The organism is Brevundimonas faecalis (assembly GCF_040549405.1).
GTDB lineage: Bacteria > Pseudomonadota > Alphaproteobacteria > Caulobacterales > Caulobacteraceae > Brevundimonas > Brevundimonas faecalis.
This window is the reverse complement of sequence record NZ_JBEPTF010000002.1, coordinates 257,174-279,151: the sequence shown is the minus strand read 5'-3', so window position 1 is coordinate 279,151 and position 21,978 is coordinate 257,174. Positions and strand designations below refer to the sequence as shown.

Here is a 21,978-nt window from a genome sequence, read left to right as displayed (position 1 = left end):
ATGTTCGGCAAGCGGTCAGCCCAGCCTGGAGTCGTGGTCGCGCCTCCTCCCGCGCCTGTCGCGGAGCAGAAGCCGGAGGCGCGTCTGCCCGACGCGGTCGACGGTTTCTCGGTCGAGGAACTGGAGCGGCCGTCGTCTTCATCGGTCGAGACCCTTATTGCCGGCGCGATGGAGGAGACGAAGCCCAGGCCCAAGGCGCCCGCGCGCGGCCCACGGGCCACGCCCGGCCTGGAACAGCTGAAGAAGGCTCAGGCGGTCGCCGAGATCGTCCGCGAGCAGTCCGACTATTATCACGCGACGAAGACGACCATCTTCAACGCGTTGATGAACACCATCGACCTGTCGCAACTGGCCCAACTGGACACCAAGGCGGCGTCCGAGGAAATCCGCGACATCGTCGCCGAACTGGTGGCGATCAAGAACGTCTCCATGTCGGTGGCCGAGCAGGAGCATCTGGTCCAGGACATCGTCAACGACGTCCTCGGCTATGGTCCGCTTGAGCCCCTGCTGGCGCGAGACGACATCGCCGACATCATGGTCAACGGCGCCGGACGGGTGTTCATCGAGGTCGGGGGCAAGGTTCAACTGACCAATGTCCGCTTCCGCGACAACGCCCAGTTGATGAACATCTGCCAGCGGATCGTGTCCCAGGTCGGTCGTCGCGTCGACGAAAGCTCCCCGATCTGCGACGCCCGTCTGCCGGACGGCTCTCGCGTCAACGTCATCGCTCCGCCCCTGGCCATCGACGGCCCGACGTTGACGATCCGGAAGTTCAAGAAGGACAAGCTGACGATGAAGAACCTGGTGGAGTACGCCTCCATCAGTCCCGAGGGCGCGCGCGTTCTGGGCGTCATCGGCGCGTCGCGATGCAACCTGGTCATCTCGGGCGGCACGGGTTCGGGCAAGACGACCCTGCTCAACACCCTGACGGCCTTCATCGACCCGACCGAGCGCGTCATCACCTGCGAGGATGCGGCGGAACTCCAACTGCAGCAGCCGCACGTGGTGCGTCTGGAGACCCGCCCGCCGAACTTGGAGGGTCAGGGGCAGATCACCATGCGTGATCTGGTCAAGAACTGCCTGCGGATGCGCCCTGAACGGATCATCGTCGGCGAGGTGCGCGGGCCCGAGGCCTTCGACCTGTTGCAGGCCATGAACACCGGCCACGACGGCTCCATGGGCACCCTGCACGCCAACAGCCCGCGCGAAGCCATCAGCCGCCTGGAATCCATGATCACCATGGGCGGCTACGGCCTGCCTTCCAAGACGATCCGCGAGATGATCGTCGGATCGGTCGACGTCATCGTCCAGGCAGCGCGCCTCCGCGACGGCTCACGCCGGATCACCCACATCACCGAGGTGCTGGGCCTGGAAGGCGACGTCATCGTGACTCAGGATCTCTTCGTCTACGAGATCACCGGGGAGGACGCGAACGGTCGGATCGCGGGTCGCCATCGGTCGACCGGCATCGCCCGCCCCCGCTTCTGGGATCGCGCTCGCTATTACGGGCTGGAGCGCGAACTGGCCGAAGCCCTGGACGCGGCGGAGTAGGGGTCATGCTTCCGATTCTCGCGGCGGTTTTGGCCTTCATCACCATCGGCGGCCTGGGCTGGGTCCTGGTCAGCGGGGATGATTCCTCAAGCCAGGCGGTCAAGCGCGCCAAGGCGATGGGCGCCGCGCGCGAAGTCACGGCCGCCAAGCGCGCTGCAGCCAATACGCCTGAAGCCCGACGCAAGCAGATCATGTCTCAGCTTCAGGACGTGGAGCGGCGTGAACGCAAGGCGCGCATGACCACGGCCGCCAAGCTGAAGCAGGCGGGCCTGTCGATCAGCCTGAGAACCTTCGTCTTCATCAGCATTGCGGCCGGGTTCGTCGGTTTCCTGATTTCCCTGGTGCTCGGCGTTCATGTCGTTCTTGCTCTGGGCATTGGCGTGGCCATGGGACTGGGCCTGCCGCGATGGATCGTCGGCTTCATGGGGAAGGCGCGGATGAAGAAGTTCTCCATGGCCTTCGCCGACGCCGTGGACATCCTGGTGCGGGGCATCAAGACCGGGCTTCCGGTGCATGACTGCTTCAAGATCATCGCCCGTGAAAGCCCTCAGCCTCTGGGTGATGAGTTCCAGCGCCTGGTCGAGAGCATGGGGGTGGGGCTGACGCTCAGCCAGGCCCTGGACAAGATGTACGAGCGGATGCCGACGCCGGAGTTGAAGTTCTTCGCCATCGTCATCGCCATTCAGCAGAAGACAGGCGGCAACCTGGCCGAGGCGCTGACGAACCTGACCACGGTCCTGCGCGCGCGGCGGCTGATGGGAGAGAAGATCAAGGCCCTGTCGTCGGAAGCCATAGCCTCGGCGGGAATCATCGGCTCCTTGCCGCCGGTCGTGATGATCTTGGTGAGCGTGACCAGTCCCGGCTACATGTCCCTGCTGTTCACGGATATGCGCGGGCAGGTGCTTCTTCTGGCTTCGGCGGTGTGGATGGCCTTTGGCGTCTTCACCATGAAGCGCATGATTTCGTTCAAGTACTGAGACGGGGAAGCGATCATGGAAGGCTTCATGCGCTTCATCACGGATCCGCAGAACCTGCTCAGCATAGGGGTCGGGATCGCCGTCTTCGCCAGCGTCCTGACGCTGCTCAGCTCCTTTACCGGCGGAGCGGCCTTGGGCAAGCGGATGAAGGCTGTCGCCGAACGTCGTGAAGAGCTGAAGCGTCGTTCCCGCCAGGCGATGAAGGGGACGTCGACATCGGCTTCCAATCTTCGCCACGTCGACGACAGCTTCAAGCAACGCGTGGTCGAGCGGCTGAACCTGACCAAGCTGCTGGAAGATCCCAAGGTCGCGGAGAACATGGCCCAGGCCGGGTGGCGCGGCCCCAAGCCGCTGAACACCTTTTACTTCTTCCGCTTCGCCATGCCTTTCGCCCTGGGCGGTCTGGTGGGGCTCTATCTGCTGGCGGTCGATGATTTCAATCTGCCGGGAACGATGAAGCTGGCCATCATCGTCGGCGCCTTCGCTGTAGGCTTCTACGCGCCCAACATCTATCTTTCGAACCACATCCAGAAGCGTCGGCAGTCAATCGTGGCCGCCTTCCCTGACGCCCTGGACCTGCTGCTGATCTGCGTCGAATCCGGCATGTCGATCGAAGCAGCGGTGCAGAAGGTCAGTCAGGAGATCGGGGGGCAGTCGATCGACCTGGCCGAGGAACTGTCCCTGTTGTCGGCGGAGCTCAGCTATCTGCCGGAACGGCGTCTGGCCTATGAAGGCTTGGCCAAGCGGGTCAATCACGCCGGCGTCAAGGGCGTGGCCACCGCCATGACCCAGGCCGAGACCTACGGCACGCCGCTGGGCGGCGCCCTGCGGGTCATGGCCAAGGAAAACCGCGACCTGCGTCTGGCGGCGGCGGAGAAGAAGGCGGCGGCCCTGCCGGCTCAGCTCACCGTGCCGATGATCGTCTTCTTCCTGCCGGTGCTCTTCGTGGTGATCCTGGGGCCGGCCATCATCAACATCATCGATATGATGAAGACCAACGGCGGCGCGGGCTGATCAAGCCTCGGCCGCGAGCCTCAGGGCTTCGCTGATGTCCTCATAGGCGCTGCGGATCTTGCTGCGGTGCTTGTCGTGGAACAGCTCGCCGCGCAGGCCGGTGAAGATGGTCCCGTTGGAGACGATGCAACTGCCGCGCTCCAGCTCCTCGATCTCGTAGTAGCGGATGGTGTTGAACAGCCAGCCGCGCTTCTCGGCCCAGACCAGTTGGGCGTAGGGCTGCCATTCGCCGATGCGGGCCTGGATCTGGCGTTCCGGCATGCCGGGCAGGGCCTCGGTCAGGCTGAGGCCCGCGCCGAAGGCCAGGGCGCCCTTCACCCCGGTTTCATAGGGGTTCCACTGATGCCAGTTCTCGAGATCGCTCAGGATCTCCCAGATGCGGTCGGAGGTCGCGCGAACGCCGACGCGCTTCTCGATACGGGTCGTTTCCATGATCCGCCCTGTGACACGACCGGACGCGTTTAGGAAGGCGTTCCGTCAGATGCGGGCAAGGCGAACACGGGCTTCAGCCTCCGTCCGTCGTCCAGGCCCAGTCGTGCCTTGACCTCGAACAGGTCGGCCCCGGCGGGCACGATCAGCAATTCTTCCGGCCGGCGAGCATTGACCGCCACCACCGCATTCTTCGGGCAGACGTCGAAACAGTCGGCGCCGACCACGGCCAGGGCGTCCTTGCGGCTCTTGCCCGCGTGCAGATAGCGCCGCAGGGCCTTCTTCAAGGTCTTGTCGCCGTCCGGGCCGTATCCGCCCTTCAACTTCTTGGAGCATTTGCGGCAGACCAGGACGACCTCGCGCCAGCGGGTCTTGGAGACCTTCATCGGCTTGGCTGCGGATTTGGGCGTCTTGCTCATGCCCGATGAAGATCGGCGTTCGCAGCGACTTGCACAAGCATCGTTCGCTCGCGCAACATGAACTTCACAAATGGGGAGTCCATCATGTCCGTCCGTCGTCGCCTGCTTCTGTCCGCCGCGGTTCTGGGCGTCCTGCTGACGGCGCAGGGCGCTGCGGCCCAGGTTCCGGCTGCAACGGTCGAGGCGGCCGTCCAGCGCGTGCTGCCCGAGGTCGTCGCCTGGCGGCGTGATCTGCACCAGCATCCGGAACTGGGCTTCGCCGAGACCCGGACGGCCGGCGTCGTGGCCGATCACCTACGCGCCCTGGGATTGGAAGTCCGCACAGGAGTCGGCAAGACCGGGGTGGTGGGGGTGCTGCGCGGCGCCCGGCCGGGCCGGACAGTCGCCCTGCGCGCCGACATGGACGCTCTGCCGGTCAAGGAAGCGACGGGTCTGCCTTTCGCCTCGACCGCGACCGGAACCTATATGGGCGAAACCGTCCCTGTGGCCCACGCCTGCGGTCACGACGCCCACGTCGCCATGCTGATGGGCGCGGCCGAGGTGCTGGCGGGGATGAAGGACCAGATCGCAGGAACCGTCGTATTCATCTTCCAGCCCGCCGAGGAAGGCGCGCCTCCGGGCGAGCCCCTGGGCGGGGCGGCGCTGATGATCCAGGAAGGCGCGCTGAAGGATCCGGCGCCCGAGGCCGTCTTCGGCCTGCATGTCGTGCCGGGGGTTCCGGGAACCGTCTTCTATCGTCCCCAGGGCTTCATGGCGGCTTCGGACCGGGTGGACATCGTTCTGCACGGCAAGCAGACGCACGGGGCCTGGCCCTGGAAGGGCGTCGACGTGGTCGCGGCGGCGGCGAGTGTCATCCAGACGGTCAACACCCTGACGGCGCGCACCATCGACCCGACGACGACCCCGACCGTCTTCACCATCGCCACGGTGGACGCGGGCGTCCGCTACAACATCATTCCCGACCAGGCGAAGCTGAGCGGCACACTGCGCACCTTCGACGTCGCCCAACGTGACGCCCTGGTGGCCCGGGCCGAGACGGCGATCGACCATGTAGCGGCGGCCCATGGCGCGACCGCCGACTTCGCCGTGCGGCAGAACGCGGCCCTGGTGTACAACGACGAAGCCCTGTCGGCCTGGCTCGCGCCCGTGCTGGAAGAGGCGGCGGGGGCCGGCAAGGTCAACCCGGCCACGCCTCCGACCACGGTGGCCGAGGACTTCAGCTATTTCCAGCGCATGGTTCCCGGCGTCTTCTACCACCTGGGCGGGAGCCCTGACGGGGTCGACCCCGCGATGGCTGCGCCCAATCATTCGCCGGAGTTCGACGTGAACGAGAAGGTCCTGCCCCTGGGCGTGAAGACCCATGTCTTTAGCGCCTTGCGCTTCCTGGAACGGCCTCGCAGCTAAGCATAAGGCTTCACCCGCAGGTAAGGCCGTACGCCTAGGATGGCGGCTTCGATGGAAGGGGGCTGCCCATGCCGCGCCTGCCGATCAACATGGCGGCCCAGAAGGCGCCGGACCGAAAACGCTTCGTCGCGCGTGATGTCGTCTTCTTTCTGGTTTCCTTCGCCGCCGTCTTCATCGCCGCCCTGCTGGTTCTGGAGATGATGCTGGGCTAGACCACGGGGCGCCTGTGCGAAGATCTGGCTTCATTTGCGTCGCATATGAGTTGATTTCGCTCTAAGCCGTTCGCCTGACCCTAGGAGGAACGCATGATCACCCGCATCGATTCCAACGCTCGCATGAGCGAAGCCGTGATCCACGGCGACACCGTCTATCTGGCGGGCCAGGTCGGCGAGCCGGGCGACGACATCACCGCCCAGACGCGCACCACCCTGGCCGAGATCGAGGCCCTTCTGGCCAAGGCCGGGACCGATAAGTCCAAGATCCTCAGCGCCACCATCTGGCTGGCCGACATCGCCGATTTCGAAGCCATGAACGCCGTCTGGGACGCCTGGGTCGACAAGGACAACCCGCCGGCTCGCGCCACTAGCGAGGCGCGGCTGGCGTCGCCGGATTATCTGGTCGAGATCATCGTCGTCGCGGCGCGCTGAGCATGAGTCGGGAAAGCGAGCTGGAGCGGTTCAAGGCGACCCGCGTCACCGCCCTCTATCGCCTGGACCTGATCGAAAAGGGCGCTCAGCTGACCTATGAGGACGGCACGCCCGTCGACATGGCGTCCGAGAAACAGCGCCTGAAGGATCAGGTCGCCGACATGGACCGTCGCATCGCGCGGCTGGAAGCGGCGGGCGAGGCGTGAGCCTGGACAGCGTGCGCGCCTTCTTCGCCGAACGCGCGCCCGACATCGAGATCATCGAGCTGGACGTCAGCACCGCCACCGTCGCCGAGGCGGCCGCCGCCCATGGCGTGGCGCCGGGCCAGATCGCAAAGACCCTGTCGTTGCGGGCGGGGGACCGGATCGTCCTGCTCGTGACCTGCGGCGATGCGAGGTTGGACAACCTCAAGGCCAGGGCGGCCTTCGGCGGCAAAATCAAGATGCTGGACCTGTCCGAGGTCGAGGTCGTGACGGGGCATCCTGTCGGCGGAGTCTGTCCCTTCGGCCTGACGACGCCTCTGCCGATCTATTGCGACCTGTCGCTGAAAGCCTGGGAGACGGTGATCCCGGCGGCCGGCGCCGTTCACTCGGCCGTGCGTTTGAGCCCGGATCGGATGGCGGCCCTGACAGGCGCCGAATGGGTCGACGCCTGCCGTTGAGACGTGCGGTCAGCCGCGCGGAGCCGCGTTGTCGATCAGGGTGCGAATGTCGGCGGGTTTAGCCAGATCGGCGCCCGCGGTCTTGTAGGTCGTCAGCTTGCCGCCTTCCCACAGGCCGACTTCCAGCGCCTTCTTTGTCGGATCGATCAGCAGATAGGCGGCGTCGGAACCGCCCTGGTGCGGCTTGTTGCCGGAAACATAGAGGACCTGGCCGTCGCGTTGCAGCGGCGACTGGGTCTGGATGTTGGTCCGGAAGGTTTCGAACCTGTCGCCCAGCAGGGTCTTCAACTCGGCGGTGACGGCGCTGTCTTCGATCAGCTTGCTGTCGTTCGGATACTTGCCGACCAGCGCGTCCAGAGAGGACCAGTCCGTCGTCGCGGCGGGGCTGGGCGCGGCGCTGGCGGCGGGCGTGGTTTCAGTCTTGGTCGGCGCAGGCGTTTCGGCCGGCTGATTGCAGGCGGCGACCAGGGTCGACAGCGCCAGGACGGAAAAGAGGGCGGCTTGGGTCTTCATGGGGAGGGCTCCGTTGAGGGCGCGACGAGAACGTGCGCGCCGCTCGGCCGTTCCTTGAATTCCACCGTGCGCTTCAGGCCTTCAGGCGCTCGAAAACCGTGACGATCACCGCCTGATAGGCGTCGGCCAGGGCGCGCAGTTCGGCCTCGGGCACGCGCTCGTCGATCTGGTGCATGGTCTGGCCGACCAGACCCAGCTCCAGCACCGGGCACAGGGCGCGGATGAAGCGGGCGTCGGAGGTGCCGCCGGTGGTCGAGGCCTCGGGGCGGCGGCCCAGCGTCGCCTCGACCGCATCCTGCACCGCGCTGACGAAGACGCCCGGCTCGGTCAGGAAGGCCTCGCCCGAGCACATGTGCTCCAACTCGATCCGCAGCCCGGTTTCGGCCTGCAGCGCGCCCGCCTCGCGGTTCAGCCAGTCGATCAGGCCGTCGCCGGTGTGGGTGGGATTGAAGCGGATGTTGAGCCGGGCCTTCGCCTCGGCCGGGATGATGTTGGTCGCCGGATTGCCCACGTCGATGGTGGTGATCTCCAGGTTCGACGGCGGGAATTCGGGGTAGCCGTCGTCCAGCGCATGGGCGTCCAGACGGGCCAGCAGCCTGGCGACGACCGGGGCCGGATTGGCGGCGCGATCGGGATAGGCCACGTGGCCCTGCTTGCCGTGGACGGTGATCCAGGTGTTGAGCGAGCCGCGCCGGCCGACCTTGATCATGTCGCCCAGGTGGTGGGCGGAGGAGGGCTCGCCGACGACGCAGGCGTCGATGACCTCGCCCTCGGCGGCCAGGGCCTCGACCACGCGCTTGGTGCCGTGCAGGGCCGGGCCTTCCTCGTCGCCGGTGATCAGGAAGGAGAGGGAGCCCTCGACTTCGCCTTCCGCCAGCACGCGCGAGACGGCGGCGACCCAGGCGGCGATGCCCCCCTTCATGTCCACCGCGCCGCGACCATAGAGGACGCCGTCTCGGGTCTCGCCCTCGAAGGGGGCGGCGGTCCAGGCGGCCAGGTCGCCGGTCGGCACCACGTCGGTGTGGCCGGCGAAGCAGAGGTTGGGCGAGGCGGTCCCGCACCGGGCGTAGAGGTTCTCGATGCGAGCGTCATGACCCACGCCGGTCGGCCCCTCGAACACCATGCGGCGGCAGGTGAAGCCCAGGCCGGTCAGGGCGCGTTCCAGCACGTCCATCGCCCCCTCGTCGGCGGGGGTGACGGAGGGAATGCGGATCAGGTCGCGAGTCAGTTCGACAGGATCGATGACGGAATGTGATGCGGCGCTCATGGCCTAATGCTTTAGGCATATCCCGCACCCGCGAGAAGGCCCGAAAACCGTGCCCAAGATCGACATCGACAGCGCCCCGACCGGCCATGGAACCGGATACCCCGAGGAATTCGCCGCACCCTGCAAGTCGCGCCGCCGCTGGCGGCTGGGCGACGCGCTCGGTCTGGATCAGTTCGGGGTCAATCTGCTGCGCCTGCCCGCCGGGGCCTGGTCCAGCCAGCGTCATTGGCACACGGCCGAGGACGAGTTCGTCTGGGTGGTCGAGGGCGAGGTGGTGCTGATCGAGGAGGACGGCGAGACGGTGCTGGTCGCCGGCGACTGCGCCGGCTTCAAGGCAGGGGTCGCCAACGGCCACAAGATCGAGAACCGCAGCGGCCATGAAGCGGTGCTGCTGGAGGTCGGCAGCCGTCGCCCGACCGAGGACGCCTGCGACTATCCCGACATCGACATGATCCTGCCCAAGGGCGCCGACCGATATTTCCATCGCGACGGAACCCCCTATCCGAAGACGCCGCGAAGAACGTGACCACAGACAGTATCGACACCGCTCCGACCGTTCCGCCCCAGCCGCCGACGCCGCCTGAGTCTCATGATGGCGGCCCGCCCAGCCCTTGGGCCATACGCGACTTCCGCCTGCTGTGGATCGGACGCGTCGCTGCGGTCCTGGGCATCCAGATCCAGTCCTCGGCCCTGTTGTGGCAGGTCTATGAGATCGCTCGGCGCGACCACCCGATCGCCGAGGCCAGCCTCTATCTGGGTCTTGTGGGCCTGTGTCAGTTCCTGCCGCTGCTGGCTTTCACCCTGCCGGCCGGGGCCATGGCCGATCGTCGCGACCGCAAGCATACGGTGACGCTCTCGGTGGTGGTCGAGTGCCTGTGCGCCCTGGCCTTCCTCGGCATGGCCCTGCATGGGTCGCCGCCGCTCTGGGGGCTGTTGGCGGTTGCGGTCGTCTTCGGCGCGGCCCGCGCCTTCCTGGCGCCGGCCAGCCAGGCCTTCCTGCCCATGGTGGTGGGGCGCAAGGCCCTGCCGCCGGCCATCGCGGCCCAGTCCATCGCCTTCCAGACCGGGGCCATCGCCGGTCCGGCGCTCGGCGGGGTCATCGTCGGCCTGAACGTGCCCCTGGCCTATGCCTGCTCCATGGGTCTGTTCCTGCTGGCCGTCGGCTCGCTTCTGCTGATCCGCACCAGCGGCAAGCCCCAGGTCGACCCGTCCAAGCTGGGACCCATCCAGCAGGTCCGCGAAGGCCTGGCCTATGTCTGGAAGACAAAGATCGTCCTGGGCGCCATCTCCTTGGATCTGGTCGTGGTCCTGTTGGCGGGGGTGGCTCTGCTGACGCCGATTTTCGCGCGCGACATCCTGCATGTGGGCGCCTTGGGTTTCGGCCTGTTGCGGGCCTCGTTTGGAGTGGGGGCTCTGCTGATGGCCCTCTATCTCAGCCGCTTCCCCATCGTGCGTCATGGCGGGCGCTGGATGTTCGCCGCCGTGGCCGTGTTCGGCATCTGCACCCTGGTCTTCGGTCTGTCCAAGAGCGTCTGGCTGTCGGGCGCGGTGCTGTTCATCGGCGGAGCCGCCGACATGATCAGCGTCAACATCCGCCAGACCCTGATACAGCTGGCCACGCCCGATCACATGCGCGGGCGGGTGTCGTCGGTGTCCATGCTGTTCATCGGGGCGTCCAATGAACTAGGCGAGGCCTATTCCGGTGTCATGGTGCGCCTGCTCGGCCCCATCGGGGCGGCGGTGTTCGGCGGCGTCGGGGCCCTGGCCGCGACGGGGGTATGGGCCAAGGTCTTCCCCAGCCTGAGGAAGGCGAACAGGCTGACTTGAAGAGTGGCGAGTATTGAGTGACGAGTGACGAGAGGGGCGGGTTTGCTTCGCCACTCAAGATCGCCATTCGTCACTTGCTTCCTAGCCCCAGGGGCGGAAGTGTTTCGACAGTTTGAGGCCCTGGCTCTGGTAGTGGCTGCCGCCTTCGCCGTAGAGGCGCGACGGGCGTTCCGTCAGCGGCTCATAGACTAGGCGGGCGACGATCTGGCCGTGCTCCAGCAGGAAGGGGGTGTCGTGGGTGCGAACCTCCAGCACGCCCTTGGAGCCGGCGCCGTGGGCCTCGTCCGTGCCGAAGCCGGGATCGAAGAAGCCGGCGTAATGGACGCGGAACTCGCCGACCGAGGGGTCGATCGGGGTCATCTCGGCGGCCTGGTCGACGGGAATCTCCACGTCGTCCGACGAGGCCAGGATGTAGAACTCGCCCGGATCCAGCAGCAGCTCGCCGCGACGCAGGGTCAGCGGTTCCCAGAAGTCGCGCGGGTCGTGGCCGTCGATGTGATCCATGTTGACCACGCCCGCGTGGCGGCGGCCGCGATAGCCGACGACCCCGTTGTCGCCCGCACGAAGATCGACGCCGACGCTGCGGGTCTCCAGCTTGGGCGGCTCGCCGGCCTTGAGGCGCAACTGGTTCAGGCGGGTGCCCGGCTTGACCAGGATGGAGAAGGTCTGGGGCGCGATCTCGAGATAGAGGGGGCCGTCATAGCCCTCGTCCACGTCGTCGAAGCTGCCGCCCTGGTCGGTCAGCAGGCGCACGAAGACATCGACCCGACCGGTCGAGCTCTTGGGATTGGCGCGGGCGTTCAGGCCCTTGGGCAGGCTGAGCCGTTCCTGCAGCCGAGCGATGTAGACGCAGCCCTTTTCCAGCACCACGCCGCCCGACAGGTCGATGGCGTGCATCTCCACGTCCTTGATGCGGTCCTCGACCTTGCGCTGACCGGGCAGGAAGGAGGCGCGCACGCGCCAGGCCTGGTTCGACAGGCGCAGGTCCAAGCTGGCGGGCTGCACCTGATCAGGATCGAAGGGAGTGTCGGACTTGATCGCGCCGACGGCGATCAGGGTCTCGATGCCCTGGAAGGGCAGAATGCCGGGCTGGGCGGGAATCTCGAAGATGCTCATGCCGTCCTGTCTCACACGGATTTTTCCATCTGTCTCGCTTCGGAATGCGACATCCGCAGCGTCAGACGGGTTGAACCCCGAGGTCGGCGGGCTGCATATAGCCTATGCACGTCCCTCCTGCCTATACCGCCGAAACCGAAGGCGTCGTCGTCCGCGTCCGTCCTTCCTATCTGGCGGCGCAATCGGACCCTGAGGAAGGGCGCTGGGTCTGGGCCTATCAGATCGAGATCGTCAATCTGACCGGATCGCCGGTTCAGCTTCTGGCCCGGCGCTGGACCATCACCGACGCCCTAGGGCGGGTCGAGGAGGTGCGGGGGCAGGGCGTGATCGGCGAGCAGCCGGTGATCGAGGCCGGCGACAGCTACGCCTATGCTTCGGGTTGCCCGCTGACGACGCCCTCGGGCTCCATGGTCGGCGCCTACTTCATGCAGGACGCCGAAGGCCGGATGTTCGAGGCGGCCATCCCGGCCTTCAGTCTGGACGTGCCGGGCGAGAAGCGAGTGCTGAACTAGGTCTCCTGCGTCACTGAGGCTCGGTGTCGGGAAAGCTGTGGCGTCGGCTTCCTTCTGGGCGCTTCTGGCGCGTATCGAACGTGATCGGCGCCCCGATGTTTCGCGCTGTCGCGCCGAAGCCGGATTAGGCCGCGTCGGCTTCCTCACGTTCAGCCTTCAATCGCGCCGAGGCCCGCTGCTTCTCGCTTTCGGACTTGAGCTGGCCGCAGGCGGCCAGGATGTCGCGGCCGCGCGGGGTGCGGATGGGCGAGGCGTAGCCGGCCTTGTTCAGGATGGCGGCGAAGCGTTCGATGGTCTTCCAGTCCGAGCATTCGTAGTCGGTGCCGGGCCAGGGGTTGAAGGGGATCAGGTTGACCTTGGACGGGATGCCCTCGATCAGCTTGACCAGGGCGCGGGCCTCGTCGGGGCTGTCGTTGACGCCCTTCAGCATGACGTATTCGAACGTCACGCGGCGGGTGTTGGCCAGGCCCGGATAGGCGCGGATGCCGGCCATCAGCTGTTCCAGCGGATACTTCTTGTTCAGCGGCACCAGGACGTCGCGCAGGGCGTCGTTGGTGGCGTGCAGGCTGATGGCCAGCATGGCGGCCGTGCGATCGCCCAGGGCCTGGAGCTGCGGCACCACGCCCGAGGTCGAGACGGTGATCCGGCGGCGTGACAGGGCGATGCCCTCGTTGTCCGAGATGATGTCGATGGCGTCGGAGACGCTGTCCAGATTGTAGAGCGGCTCGCCCATGCCCATGAAGACGATGTTGGACAGGCGGCGATCTTCCTTGGGCGACGGCCATTCCTCCAGGTCGTCGCGGGCCACCTGGACCTGGGCCACGATCTCGGCCGCGGTCAGGTTGCGCACCAGCTTCTGCGTGCCGGTGTGGCAGAAGGTGCAGTTCAGGGTGCAGCCGACCTGGGAAGAGACGCACAGGGCGCCGGCCCGGCCCACGTCGGGAATGTAGACGGCCTCGATCTCGATGCCCGGGGCCGTGCGGATCAGGTATTTGCGCGTGCCGTCCTTCGAGATCTGACGCTCGACGATCTCGGGACGGGCCAGGGTGAAGGCCTCGGCCAAGGCCGCGCGGGTCTCCTTGCCGATGTCGCTCATCAGGGCGAAGTCGGTGACGCCGTAGTGGTGAATCCAGCGCCACACCTGCGAGGCGCGCATCTTCGCTTTCTCGGGCGGGCAGATATTCGCTTCTATCAGCGCATTGCGCAGGCCCTCGCGCGTCAGACCGGACAGGTTGACGGGGGCCTTGGCTGAAGCGCTTGCGCGGGAAAGATCGAGCGTGATGCTCAAGGGCGGATGTCCTGCGGCGGAAGGGGAGGCGGCGGCGTCTAGCATGGATGGGACGTCTTGTCGCCCTCGGCCAGGACGCCCCGGACTTGATCGACTCGGAGCGAGGCGATAGAGGGACGGCCGTTGGGGAGTAGCTTCCGGCATATCCCAGCCGGGATCGCGTCAACACACTTGCTCCGTCCTGGAGCATGGCGCGATCAGCGGATCATCTCCGCCTAGCGAGACCAGCATGCTGCACCTGCGGGGCCGGCCCGCGCGTGGAGCGTGCTGTCATGCGTCCGGCCGAGTGTGTTTCCCCATGATGTCCCCCGTCGCTATCGCCGTTTTGTCCGTCAGCATGTCCGCCGACGCCTTCGCCGCCGCCATCGGTCGCGGCGCCCAGCATCGACCCAGTCTGGCGCAAGCCCTGCGTTCGGGCCTGGTGTTCGGCGTGATCGAGGCGATCACGCCCCTGATCGGCTTCGCCCTGGGCGTCGCCGCCGCCGGCTTCGTGGAGGCCGTGGATCACTGGATCGCCTTCGGCCTCTTGGGCGCGGTCGGCGCCAAGATGATCTGGGAGGCGTTGAAGCGTGAAGAAGAGGTCGAGGCCGAAGCTGTGGGCGGCAAGGCCGCCTCGCGCGGCCTGCTGGCCCTGGTCGCCACCGCCGTCGGCACCTCGATCGATGCGGGCGCGGTGGGCGTGGGCCTGGCCTTGCTCGGCGCCAATATCTGGCTGATCGCCGCCTGCATCGGCTTCACCACCTTCGCCCTGGCCACCCTGGGCCTGCTGATCGGCAAGGCGGCCGGCGCGCGGCTGGGCAAGGTCGTGGAACTGATCGGCGGCGTGGCTCTGATCGGTCTGGGCCTGAAGATTCTGCTGGAACACCTGGGCGTGCTGGCCTTCTGACGCTCTTGCCTCGAGGAATGGCTTGACGGAACGTGTCCGAACGCAAGCCGTTCTGCCCTCGGCTGTAAAGGAGTCCGTCACATGCGCGTCTTGATCCTCGCCGCCGCCCTCGTCACTCCCCTGGCCTTGGGCGCCTGTGCGGGAAGCGGCAAGCCGTTGCCGACCTATCAGCAGGAAATGGATCAATTGGACGCCGACTGCGTCGCTCGCGGCGGCATCCTGTCCCCGACCGGCGCCCAGACAGGGCGCCCGCAGACCGAATATGTCTGCAAGATCGCCGGCGGCGCTTCGCGGCTGAACCAGAACTGATCGACGGATTTTCGGAGATGTCCGTTGGTGGTTGGAGGCGGGATCGAACCGCCGACCTGTGGGTTATGAATCCACCGCTCTAACCATCTGAGCTACCCAACCCCATACGGGACCCGCAAGGCCGCCGTGGGCGACCGGGTGCGCGAGAGGCGTGCGTATATCGCCGCCTTACGCCGGGTTCAAGCCGGTTCGACGTCTAAATCGCGCGGGACGATTGGTCGCGGCCGGATTCGGCTCGCGAAGACGGGGGCGATCCCCCTATTCTGGCCTCAGGCTCCGACGCTGTTCAGGAACGCGCCATGAAACCCATCATCCTCGCCGCCTCCGCCTCGCTTCTGGTCCTCGCCGCCGCCTGCGGCGCCAACGGCCAGGACGCGCCCGCCGCGCCTGGGGCGCCGGTCGAGACCCGTCCGCCGAACAATCCGGACCAGAGGCCCGCCTTCGAAGGGCAGACCCGCGCGCCGGGACTTCGCACGGAAGTCGGTCTTGAACATGCGGTCGTCGCCTCCGGCCTGGTCCATCCTTGGGGGCTGGCCGCCTTGCCCGACGGCCGCTGGCTGGTGACGGAGAAACCGGGGCGGATGCGGGTGATCGGCACCTCGGGCCAGATCGGCGCGCCCATCGCCGGCCTGCCGGAGGTCGCGGCGCGCGGCCAGGGCGGCCTGCTGGACGTCATCCTCAGCCCGAACTTCGCCCAGGACCGGCTGATCTACTGGTCCTATGCGCAGCCTCGCGACGGGGGCAACGGCACGGCCGTGGCGCGCGGGCGGCTGTCGAGCGACATGGGCCGCGTCGAGAACGTCCAGGTCGTCTTCCAGGTCCAGGACACCTATGACGGGGACAAGCATTTCGGCTCCTCCCTGGCCTTCGGACCGGACGGCAAGCTCTACATCACGATCGGAGAGCGCTCCGACAAGCCGATGCGGCCGAGCGCCCAGAGCCTGGCCTCGCACCACGGCAAGACCATCCGCATCAATGCTGACGGAACGGTTCCGTCGGATAATCCCTTCGTCGGTCGCGAGGGCGCCCTGCCGCAGATCTGGTCCCTGGGTCATCGCAATCCGCAGGGCGTCGCCGTCCAGCCCGGCACGGGCGCCGTCTGGACCATCGAGCACGGTACGCGCGGCGGCGACGAACTGAACCTGGAGAAGCCGGGCGCTAACTACGGCTGGCCCGGAGTCGCCTACGGCATCGAATACAACGGCCAGGCCATTCCCGACGTCGTGACGGCCAGGGAAGGGACCGAGCAGCCGGTCTACTACTGGGATCCGGTGATCGCGCCGGGCGGCATGACCTTCTACGAGGGCGCCATGTTCCCCGGGTGGCGCGGAAACCTGCTGATCGCCGGCCTGGGCGGCAAGCAGTTGGCGCGCCTGGCGCTGCAGGATCAACGCGTCGTGGGCGAGGAGCGCCTGCTGACCGACCTGAACGCCCGTATCCGCGACGTGGCCGTCGCCGCCGACGGCGCCGTCTGGGTCGTCACCGACGAAGAAGACGGCAAGCTGGTCCGCCTGTCGAAGAAATAGGGGCTGAAGGACGGGCGGGAAGACGATTTCCCGCCCGTCGGCGCCCTCACGCGGCTTGTTACTTGACGTTGACGTAAACGTCGGCTTTCTACGCTTCCGAGTTTTCTTTCCAGACGCGATGATCGGACCCGTCCGCCCACCGCCTCCCAACCGAGACGACACCCCGTCCCCCAAGTCGCGAGGCGCCGCGCGCCGAGCATGGGGACACTAGAAACCCGTCCCCCAAGCCGTTCGCTGTCGCGCAGCGAACGATAGGGACACAACAAAGAGAGACGCCTCATGGCCGACGCCTACATCTACGACGCCGTGCGCACCCCGCGCGGCAAGGGCAAGAAGGACGGCAGCCTGCACGAGATCACGGCCCTGAGCCTGGCCGGTCAGGTCCTGGAAGCCCTGCGCGACCGCAACGGTCTGGATACGGGCAAGGTCGACGACGTCATCCTGGGCGTGGTTTCGCCGGTCGGGGAGCAGGGCTCGGACATCGCCCGCACCGCCGTCCTGGCCGCCGGCTATGATCAGCGCACCGCCGGCTTCCAGCTCAACCGCTTCTGCGCCTCGGGCCTGGAAGCCGTGAACGTGGCGGCCGCCAAGGTGAAGTCCGGCGAAGCCGGCATGGCCATCGGCGGCGGCGTCGAGGCCATGAGCCGCGTGCCCATGGGGTCCGACGGCGGCGCCTGGCCGACCGACCCCTCCTCGGCCTTCCCGACCTATTTCGTGCCGCAGGGCGTCTCGGCCGACATGATCGCCACCAAATACGGCTTCACCCGCGACGACGTGGACGCCTATGCGGTCGAAAGCCACAAGCGCGCCGCCAGGTCCTGGGCCGAAGGCCGCTTCAACAAGTCGGTCGTGCCGACCAAGAACCAGCTCGGCCTGGTGCAACTGGATCGCGACGAGACCGTCCGCCCCAACACTGACATGCAGACCCTGGCCGGCCTGAACGCCTCGTTCGAGATGATGGGCGGCATGGGCTTCGACGCCGTGATCAACCAGCGCTACCCCGAGGTCGCGGCCGTGCGTCACGTCCACACTCCTGGCAACTCCTCGGGCATCGTCGACGGCGCTGCGGGCGTCCTGATCGGCACCAAGGAAATGGGCGAGGCCCTGGGCCTGAAGCCCCGCGCCCGCATCCTGGGCGGCGCCTCGATCGGCTCCGAACCGTCGATCATGCTGACCGGCCCCGAGCCCGTCACCCGCAAGCTGCTGGCCAAGCTGGGCATGGAGCCGGGCGACATCGACCTGTATGAACTGAACGAGGCCTTTGCGGCCGTGGTTCTGCGCTACATGCAGGCGCTCGACATCCCGCACGACAAGATCAACGTCTGCGGCGGCGCCATCGCCATGGGTCACCCCCTGGGTGCCACGGGCGCCATGATCCTGGGCACCGTGCTGGACGAGCTGGAACGCTCGGGCAAGTCGACGGCCCTGGCCACCCTCTGCATCGGCGGCGGCATGGGCACCGCCACCGTCATCGAACGCGTCTGATCCGGGAGCGACGGACTATGGAAAACTTCAAGATCGACATCGACGCCGACGGCGTCGCCCTGGTCACCTTCGACGTGCCGGGCCGTTCGATGAACACCCTGACCGGTTCGGTCATCGCCGAAATCCCGACCCTGGTCGAAAAGATCAAGTCGGACGACGCCATCAAGGGCGTGGTCATCACCTCGGGCAAGCCTTCCGGCTTCTGCGCCGGCGCGGACCTGGGCGACATGGCCTCGGGCATGCTGGCGGGCGGCGGCGACCTGCAGAAGGCCTTCGATACGGGCTGGGCCCTGAACGGCGCGTTCCGCGCGCTGGAGACCTCGGGCAAGCCGGTGGCCGCGGCCATCAACGGCCTGGCGCTCGGCGGCGGCCTGGAGTTCACCCTGGCCTGCCACTATCGCGTCGTCGAGAACGACCCGAAGATCCAGCTGGGCCTGCCCGAGATCAAGGTCGGCCTCTTCCCCGGCGGCGGCGGCACCCAGCGCCTGACGCGCCTGATCGGGGTGCAGAACGCCCTGATGCAGATGGCCGAGGGCAAGTCCTGGCGCCCGAACGACGCCAAGGGCGCCGGCGTGGTGCACGAGGTGGTCGAGAAGGGCCAGTCGGTCGAGGCCGCCAAGGCCTGGATCAAGAACGGCGGCAAGGCGGTCCAGCCGTGGGACGACAAGGGCTTCAAGATCCCCGGCGGCGGCCCCTATCACCCGGCGGGCGCCCAGGTCTTCATCATGGGCAACGCCATCCTGCGCAAGCAGTCCTACGGCAACTATCCGGCCGTCCTGAACATGATGAAGGCCGTCTATGAAGGCGTGCAGGTGCCGATCGAGGCCGGCCTGCGCATCGAGACGCGCTACTTCATCAAGACCCTGATGACGCCGCAGGCCCAGGCCATGATCCGCAGCCTCTTCCTGTCCAAGCAGGAACTGGACAAGGGCGCCGTGCGTCCGGCGGGCGTGCCCAAGTCGGACCCGAAGAAGGTCACCGTCATCGGCGCCGGCATGATGGGCGCGGGCATCGCCTATGTTCAGGCCATGGCCGGCATCGAGACCATCCTGATCGACCAGTCGCAGGAAGCCGCCGACAAGGGCAAGCAGTACGCCGTCGACCTGATCCAGAAGCGCGTCTCGCGCGGCCACATGACCCAGGACAAGGCCGACGCCGTCCTGGGCCTGATCACGGCCACCACGGACTATGATCTGATCAAGGGTTCCGACCTGGTGATCGAGGCCGTGTTCGAGAACCGCGAGATCAAGGCTGCGGTGACGAAGAACGCCGAGGCTCAGTTGGCCAAGGGCGCTGTCTTCGGCTCCAACACCTCGACCCTGCCGATCACCGGCCTGGCCGAGGCCAGCGTGCGTCCGGAAGACTTCATCGGCATCCACTTCTTCTCGCCCGTCGACAAGATGATGCTGGTCGAGATCATCATGGGCGAGAAGACCGGCGACGAGGCCTTGGCCAAGGCGCTGGACTATGTCCTGAAGATCAAGAAGACGCCGATCGTGGTCAACGACAGCCGCGGCTTCTACACCTCGCGCTGCTTCTCCACCTTCCTGATGGAAGGCATGGCCATGCTGGAAGAGGGCTATTCGCCCGTGCTGATCGACAACGTCGGCCGCATGACCGGCATGCCGCGCGGCCCGCTGGAGATGCACGACGACGTGGCCCTGGACTTGTCGTACAAGATCGCCAAGCAGACCCGCGAGGATCTGGGCGACAAGTATGTCCCGACCGAGGGCGAGCAGATCGTCGCCACCATGGTCGAGCAGGGCCGCTACGGCCGCAAGAACGGCAAGGGCTTCTACGACTACGACCAGAAGCCCAAGGTCATCTGGCCGGGCCTGGCTGAACTGGCCCCGACCACCAAGGGCGCCGAATTCGGCGAGGGGCCCGAGGCTCTGGCCGCCGTCGACGAGCTGAAGACGCGCCTGCTGTATCGCCAGGCGGTGGAAGTGGCCCGTTGCTGGGAAGAGGGCGTCATCGACGACCCGCGCGAGGGCGACCTGGGCGCCATCCTGGGCTGGGGCTTCGCGCCCTGGACCGGCGGCCCCATCACCTTCATCGACCAGACCGGCCTGAAGGCCTTCGTGGCCAAGGCCGACGAACTGACCGCCAAGTACGGCGATCGCTTCAAGGTCCCGCAACTGCTGCGCGACATGGCCGAGAAGAACGAAACCTTCTACGGCCGCTTCGCGCCGGAGAAGAAGGCGGCCTGAGCCTCAGGCGCAGACTGAAACGGGAAAGGGCGGCCTTCGCGGGCCGCCCTTTTTTGGTGCTCCCCCCTCGATGAGCGGAGATAAGTCGCTCAAGCGGCGAGCCGCCGTCCGGCGAGCGATAGCGACGCTAGCGACTTCTGAACACCCGCGAGGCGGCGTAGCCGGTGCAGGCCGCCAGGATGACGCACAGGACGCCGTAGCTCCACGGCCGCCGATGGGCGAACTCATAGATGTCGCGCTCCAGCCCCACCTTCTCGACGGTCAGGGTCAGGTTGGAGACGGAAACCGGCGCCCCGTCCTGGAACAGCCAGACCTCGGCGTAATACTTGCCGGTAGGCGCGACGGTCGGCAGTTCGACCTCGGCGCGGAACAGACCCTTGTCCACGAACTGCACGCCGCGCGGATCGGTGTTGTAGAGGGCGGCCGCCTCCTTCAGACGGATCACGGCCCGGCGCCAGTCCAGGTAGTTCTCGCCCAGGCGGCTGACGACCACGTCGCGCACGCCGTAACGCGTGACGGTGCGACTTTCCTGCGGCGCGTCGATCCTCAGGTGATCGACGCCGACGCCCAGGCGGCGAAGCTGGCCGAAGTCGGCGATGTCGCTCAACGGCCGGGTCGAGGCGGTCATGTAGAAACCGGGGGCGCCCTCGAAGAGGACCGGGCGGCTGTTCAACCAGACGCCCATGTTGCGCGTCTTCTTGACCAGGCGGACAGGGGCGTCCGGGCCGCGCACTACGACCACCACGTCGGCAGGAGTCGTGGTCGGATTGAACACAGCCCCGTAGAGGACGATGGAGGCGCCGCGAAAACCGGAGTCGACCTTGACCTGGGCGTCGGTCAGGGCGGCGGCCACCCGCACCTCTTCCTGGGTCGCCACGGATCGGTCGCCGGTGTGAACCTCGACCGATCCCGTCGCGGCCGTGGAAGCCGGGGCCTGAACGACGACGGGAGGCGGATCGGGCGGAAGAGCTTGGATCATCATCCGCCCGTCCCCGGCGCCAGGAGGAAGAGGTCGCTGGGCCTCACGAAGAGCTCCAGCCCCATCTGGATGCCGACCAGCAGGACGATCAGCCCCAGGGCCGCCCGCATTTCCTCGGCGCGGAAACGGCCCGACAGCTTGGCGCCGTACTGGGCGCCGACCACTCCGCCCAGCAGGAGGATGGTCGACAGGACGATGTCCACCGTCTGGTTTCGTCCAGCCTGCAGGATGGTGGTGATGGCCGTGGTGATGATGATCTGGAACAGGCTGGTGCCGACCACGACATTGGCCCGCATCCGCAGCACATAAAGCATGGCCGGCACCAGGATGAAGCCGCCGCCCACCCCCATGATGGCCGACAATATCCCGGCGAACACCCCCAGGCCGAAGGGCGGAATGGCGCTGATGTAGAGGCCGGAGCGCGGGAAGCGCATGCGGAAGGGCAGGCCGTACAGCCACATGGGGCGGCGCCGCTCCTTGCGCGGCGGCGTCTCGCCCCGGATTCGATGCAGGATCTGGGTCAGGCTCTCGTACAGCATCATGCAGCCGATGGAGCCGAGGAAGATCAGGTAGGACAGGGCCACCACCAGATCCGCCTGTCCCAGCAGACGCAGGTAGCGGAACAGTTCGACGCCCGCGAGCGCGCCGAGCGCGCCGCCCAGGGCCATGATGCCGCCGATGCGGTAATCGACCGCCTTCATGCCCGAATAGCGGATGACGCCCGAGGTCGAGGAAGCGACGACGTGGCTGGCCTGGCTGGCCACGGCGACCGTCGGGGGAATGCCCATGAAGACCAGGACCGGGGCCATCAGGAACCCGCCGCCGATGCCGAACAGGCCCGAGACGAAGCCGACCGTCGCGCCCAGCAACACTAGGAGCGGCCAGTTCACCGAAACCTCGGCGATCGGCAGGTAAATATCCACGGCACGCGCCTTCGGCTGGAAGGGAACGCAGAACA

At 67.0% G+C, this 21,978-nt stretch carries 24 protein-coding genes, 1 tRNA gene and 1 riboswitch; of the genes, 16 read left to right on the top strand and 9 right to left on the bottom strand.

What is annotated here, in order from left to right; translation table 11 throughout:
• The 3 genes from ABIE19_RS09380 to ABIE19_RS09370 are packed head-to-tail and all read left to right on the top strand — an operon-like array spanning position 1 to position 3,542.
• A complete protein-coding gene (locus tag ABIE19_RS09380) occupies positions 1-1,551 on the top strand; it encodes a TadA family conjugal transfer-associated ATPase (RefSeq protein WP_354088901.1) in 1,551 nt (516 codons plus the stop codon).
• A 5-nt stretch (positions 1,552-1,556) separates the two neighbouring features.
• Positions 1,557-2,528: a type II secretion system F family protein gene (locus ABIE19_RS09375; protein WP_354088900.1), complete on the top strand. Its 972-nt coding sequence runs from the start codon at positions 1,557-1,559 to the stop codon at positions 2,526-2,528.
• 15 nt (positions 2,529-2,543) lie between these two features.
• Complete coding sequence (locus tag ABIE19_RS09370; RefSeq protein WP_354088899.1) at positions 2,544-3,542, top strand: type II secretion system F family protein; 999 nt, start codon at positions 2,544-2,546, stop codon at positions 3,540-3,542.
• On the opposite strand, the gene ABIE19_RS09365 is transcribed toward ABIE19_RS09370, so the two are convergent.
• A complete protein-coding gene (locus ABIE19_RS09365) occupies positions 3,543-3,974 on the bottom strand; it encodes an SRPBCC family protein (RefSeq protein ID WP_354088898.1) in 432 nt (143 codons plus the stop codon).
• A 29-nt stretch (positions 3,975-4,003) separates the two neighbouring features.
• A complete protein-coding gene (locus ABIE19_RS09360; protein WP_354088897.1) occupies positions 4,004-4,390 on the bottom strand; it encodes a hypothetical protein in 387 nt (128 codons plus the stop codon).
• Between the two features lie 84 nt (positions 4,391-4,474).
• Here ABIE19_RS09360 and ABIE19_RS09355 point away from each other — a divergent pair, with 84 nt between their 5' ends.
• The 5 genes from ABIE19_RS09355 to ABIE19_RS09335 all read left to right on the top strand — a co-directional run bounded on the left by ABIE19_RS09355 (position 4,475) and on the right by ABIE19_RS09335 (position 7,102).
• Entirely contained in the window at positions 4,475-5,794 is a 1,320-nt protein-coding gene (locus tag ABIE19_RS09355) for an amidohydrolase (RefSeq protein ID WP_354088896.1), read from the top strand.
• A gap of 68 nt (positions 5,795-5,862) precedes the next feature.
• On the top strand, positions 5,863-6,006 hold the full coding sequence (locus ABIE19_RS09350) for a hypothetical protein (RefSeq protein ID WP_354088895.1): 144 nt from the start codon (positions 5,863-5,865) through the stop codon (positions 6,004-6,006).
• A gap of 93 nt (positions 6,007-6,099) precedes the next feature.
• Positions 6,100-6,441 carry a RidA family protein gene (locus ABIE19_RS09345; RefSeq protein WP_354088894.1) on the top strand — a complete coding sequence of 114 codons (342 nt, stop codon included), beginning with the start codon at positions 6,100-6,102 and terminating at the stop codon, positions 6,439-6,441.
• Positions 6,442-6,443: 2 nt separating this feature from the next.
• Positions 6,444-6,647: a hypothetical protein gene (locus ABIE19_RS09340; RefSeq protein WP_354088893.1), complete on the top strand. Its 204-nt coding sequence runs from the start codon at positions 6,444-6,446 to the stop codon at positions 6,645-6,647.
• Positions 6,644-7,102 (top strand): YbaK/EbsC family protein, encoded by a 459-nt coding sequence (locus ABIE19_RS09335; RefSeq protein WP_354088892.1) that lies wholly within the window; start codon positions 6,644-6,646, stop codon positions 7,100-7,102. Before ABIE19_RS09340 ends, ABIE19_RS09335 begins: the two co-directional genes overlap by 4 nt.
• Positions 7,103-7,111: 9 nt before the next feature.
• On the opposite strand, the gene ABIE19_RS09330 is transcribed toward ABIE19_RS09335, so the two are convergent.
• Entirely contained in the window at positions 7,112-7,615 is a 504-nt protein-coding gene (locus tag ABIE19_RS09330; protein ID WP_354088891.1) for an Ivy family c-type lysozyme inhibitor, read from the bottom strand.
• Between the two features lie 73 nt (positions 7,616-7,688).
• Positions 7,689-8,882 carry a succinyl-diaminopimelate desuccinylase gene (gene dapE / locus ABIE19_RS09325; RefSeq protein WP_354088890.1) on the bottom strand — a complete coding sequence of 398 codons (1,194 nt, stop codon included), beginning with the start codon at positions 8,880-8,882 and terminating at the stop codon, positions 7,689-7,691.
• A 49-nt stretch (positions 8,883-8,931) separates the two neighbouring features.
• Here dapE and ABIE19_RS09320 point away from each other — a divergent pair, with 49 nt between their 5' ends.
• Positions 8,932-9,408, top strand: coding sequence for a cupin domain-containing protein (locus tag ABIE19_RS09320; RefSeq protein WP_354088889.1), 477 nt, complete (start codon positions 8,932-8,934; stop codon positions 9,406-9,408).
• On the top strand, positions 9,405-10,709 hold the full coding sequence (locus tag ABIE19_RS09315) for an MFS transporter (RefSeq protein ID WP_435521143.1): 1,305 nt from the start codon (positions 9,405-9,407) through the stop codon (positions 10,707-10,709). Before ABIE19_RS09320 ends, ABIE19_RS09315 begins: the two co-directional genes overlap by 4 nt.
• A gap of 81 nt (positions 10,710-10,790) precedes the next feature.
• On the opposite strand, the gene ABIE19_RS09310 is transcribed toward ABIE19_RS09315, so the two are convergent.
• Complete coding sequence (locus ABIE19_RS09310) at positions 10,791-11,825, bottom strand: 2'-deoxycytidine 5'-triphosphate deaminase (protein WP_354088888.1); 1,035 nt, start codon at positions 11,823-11,825, stop codon at positions 10,791-10,793.
• Positions 11,826-11,929: 104 nt separating this feature from the next.
• Here ABIE19_RS09310 and apaG point away from each other — a divergent pair, with 104 nt between their 5' ends.
• Entirely contained in the window at positions 11,930-12,337 is a 408-nt protein-coding gene (apaG, locus tag ABIE19_RS09305) for a Co2+/Mg2+ efflux facilitator ApaG/CorD (RefSeq protein WP_354088887.1), read from the top strand.
• 124 nt (positions 12,338-12,461) lie between these two features.
• On the opposite strand, the gene rlmN is transcribed toward apaG, so the two are convergent.
• Positions 12,462-13,625: a dual-specificity RNA methyltransferase RlmN gene (gene rlmN / locus ABIE19_RS09300; RefSeq protein ID WP_354088886.1), complete on the bottom strand. Its 1,164-nt coding sequence runs from the start codon at positions 13,623-13,625 to the stop codon at positions 12,462-12,464.
• 108 nt (positions 13,626-13,733) lie between these two features.
• A riboswitch (yybP-ykoY riboswitch) is annotated at positions 13,734-13,919 on the top strand.
• A gap of 4 nt (positions 13,920-13,923) precedes the next feature.
• Between rlmN and ABIE19_RS09295 the strand changes: the two genes are divergently transcribed.
• Both ABIE19_RS09295 and ABIE19_RS09290 read left to right on the top strand, forming a co-directional pair.
• Complete coding sequence (locus tag ABIE19_RS09295) at positions 13,924-14,511, top strand: manganese efflux pump MntP (RefSeq protein ID WP_354088885.1); 588 nt, start codon at positions 13,924-13,926, stop codon at positions 14,509-14,511.
• An 81-nt stretch (positions 14,512-14,592) separates the two neighbouring features.
• The gene (locus ABIE19_RS09290; protein WP_354088884.1) at positions 14,593-14,820 is read left to right on the top strand and encodes a hypothetical protein; all 228 of its coding nucleotides are present in this window, start codon (positions 14,593-14,595) and stop codon (positions 14,818-14,820) included.
• Between the two features lie 25 nt (positions 14,821-14,845).
• On the opposite strand, the gene ABIE19_RS09285 is transcribed toward ABIE19_RS09290, so the two are convergent.
• Positions 14,846-14,922: transfer RNA gene (locus ABIE19_RS09285), tRNA-Met, on the bottom strand.
• A gap of 197 nt (positions 14,923-15,119) precedes the next feature.
• Here ABIE19_RS09285 and ABIE19_RS09280 point away from each other — a divergent pair.
• The 3 genes from ABIE19_RS09280 to ABIE19_RS09270 all read left to right on the top strand — a co-directional run bounded on the left by ABIE19_RS09280 (position 15,120) and on the right by ABIE19_RS09270 (position 20,041).
• Positions 15,120-16,346 (top strand): PQQ-dependent sugar dehydrogenase, encoded by a 1,227-nt coding sequence (locus ABIE19_RS09280; RefSeq protein ID WP_354088883.1) that lies wholly within the window; start codon positions 15,120-15,122, stop codon positions 16,344-16,346.
• 279 nt (positions 16,347-16,625) lie between these two features.
• Entirely contained in the window at positions 16,626-17,831 is a 1,206-nt protein-coding gene (locus ABIE19_RS09275) for an acetyl-CoA C-acetyltransferase (protein ID WP_354088882.1), read from the top strand.
• A 17-nt stretch (positions 17,832-17,848) separates the two neighbouring features.
• Complete coding sequence (locus ABIE19_RS09270; protein WP_354088881.1) at positions 17,849-20,041, top strand: 3-hydroxyacyl-CoA dehydrogenase NAD-binding domain-containing protein; 2,193 nt, start codon at positions 17,849-17,851, stop codon at positions 20,039-20,041.
• A gap of 127 nt (positions 20,042-20,168) precedes the next feature.
• Here ABIE19_RS09270 and ABIE19_RS09265 read toward each other — a convergent pair whose 3' ends face one another.
• A complete protein-coding gene (locus ABIE19_RS09265) occupies positions 20,169-21,023 on the bottom strand; it encodes a TIGR02186 family protein (protein WP_354088880.1) in 855 nt (284 codons plus the stop codon).
• On the bottom strand, positions 21,020-21,943 hold the full coding sequence (locus ABIE19_RS09260) for a sulfite exporter TauE/SafE family protein (protein WP_354088879.1): 924 nt from the start codon (positions 21,941-21,943) through the stop codon (positions 21,020-21,022). The genes ABIE19_RS09265 and ABIE19_RS09260 overlap by 4 nt, the downstream gene beginning before the upstream one ends.
• Positions 21,944-21,978 lie beyond the last annotated feature (35 nt).

Excerpts from the sequence above, each read along its gene's own strand:
- ABIE19_RS09290 (WP_354088884.1), top strand. The coding sequence starts at position 14,593 with ATGCGCGTCTTGATCCTCGCCGCCGCCCTCGTCACTCCCCTGGCCTTG.
- ABIE19_RS09310 (WP_354088888.1), bottom strand. The coding sequence starts at position 11,825 with ATGAGCATCTTCGAGATTCCCGCCCAGCCCGGCATTCTGCCCTTCCAG.
- ABIE19_RS09275 (WP_354088882.1), top strand. The coding sequence starts at position 16,626 with ATGGCCGACGCCTACATCTACGACGCCGTGCGCACCCCGCGCGGCAAG.
- ABIE19_RS09345 (WP_354088894.1), top strand. The coding sequence starts at position 6,100 with ATGATCACCCGCATCGATTCCAACGCTCGCATGAGCGAAGCCGTGATC.
- ABIE19_RS09370 (WP_354088899.1), top strand. The coding sequence starts at position 2,544 with ATGGAAGGCTTCATGCGCTTCATCACGGATCCGCAGAACCTGCTCAGC.
- ABIE19_RS09380 (WP_354088901.1), top strand. The coding sequence starts at position 1 with ATGTTCGGCAAGCGGTCAGCCCAGCCTGGAGTCGTGGTCGCGCCTCCT.
- ABIE19_RS09355 (WP_354088896.1), top strand. The coding sequence starts at position 4,475 with ATGTCCGTCCGTCGTCGCCTGCTTCTGTCCGCCGCGGTTCTGGGCGTC.
- ABIE19_RS09360 (WP_354088897.1), bottom strand. The coding sequence starts at position 4,390 with ATGAGCAAGACGCCCAAATCCGCAGCCAAGCCGATGAAGGTCTCCAAG.
- ABIE19_RS09330 (WP_354088891.1), bottom strand. The coding sequence starts at position 7,615 with ATGAAGACCCAAGCCGCCCTCTTTTCCGTCCTGGCGCTGTCGACCCTG.
- ABIE19_RS09365 (WP_354088898.1), bottom strand. The coding sequence starts at position 3,974 with ATGGAAACGACCCGTATCGAGAAGCGCGTCGGCGTTCGCGCGACCTCC.
- apaG (WP_354088887.1), top strand. The coding sequence starts at position 11,930 with ATGCACGTCCCTCCTGCCTATACCGCCGAAACCGAAGGCGTCGTCGTC.
- ABIE19_RS09270 (WP_354088881.1), top strand. The coding sequence starts at position 17,849 with ATGGAAAACTTCAAGATCGACATCGACGCCGACGGCGTCGCCCTGGTC.
- ABIE19_RS09280 (WP_354088883.1), top strand. The coding sequence starts at position 15,120 with ATGAAACCCATCATCCTCGCCGCCTCCGCCTCGCTTCTGGTCCTCGCC.
- ABIE19_RS09340 (WP_354088893.1), top strand. The coding sequence starts at position 6,444 with ATGAGTCGGGAAAGCGAGCTGGAGCGGTTCAAGGCGACCCGCGTCACC.
- ABIE19_RS09375 (WP_354088900.1), top strand. The coding sequence starts at position 1,557 with ATGCTTCCGATTCTCGCGGCGGTTTTGGCCTTCATCACCATCGGCGGC.
- dapE (WP_354088890.1), bottom strand. The coding sequence starts at position 8,882 with ATGAGCGCCGCATCACATTCCGTCATCGATCCTGTCGAACTGACTCGC.
- ABIE19_RS09265 (WP_354088880.1), bottom strand. The coding sequence starts at position 21,023 with ATGATGATCCAAGCTCTTCCGCCCGATCCGCCTCCCGTCGTCGTTCAG.
- ABIE19_RS09350 (WP_354088895.1), top strand. The coding sequence starts at position 5,863 with ATGCCGCGCCTGCCGATCAACATGGCGGCCCAGAAGGCGCCGGACCGA.
- ABIE19_RS09295 (WP_354088885.1), top strand. The coding sequence starts at position 13,924 with ATGATGTCCCCCGTCGCTATCGCCGTTTTGTCCGTCAGCATGTCCGCC.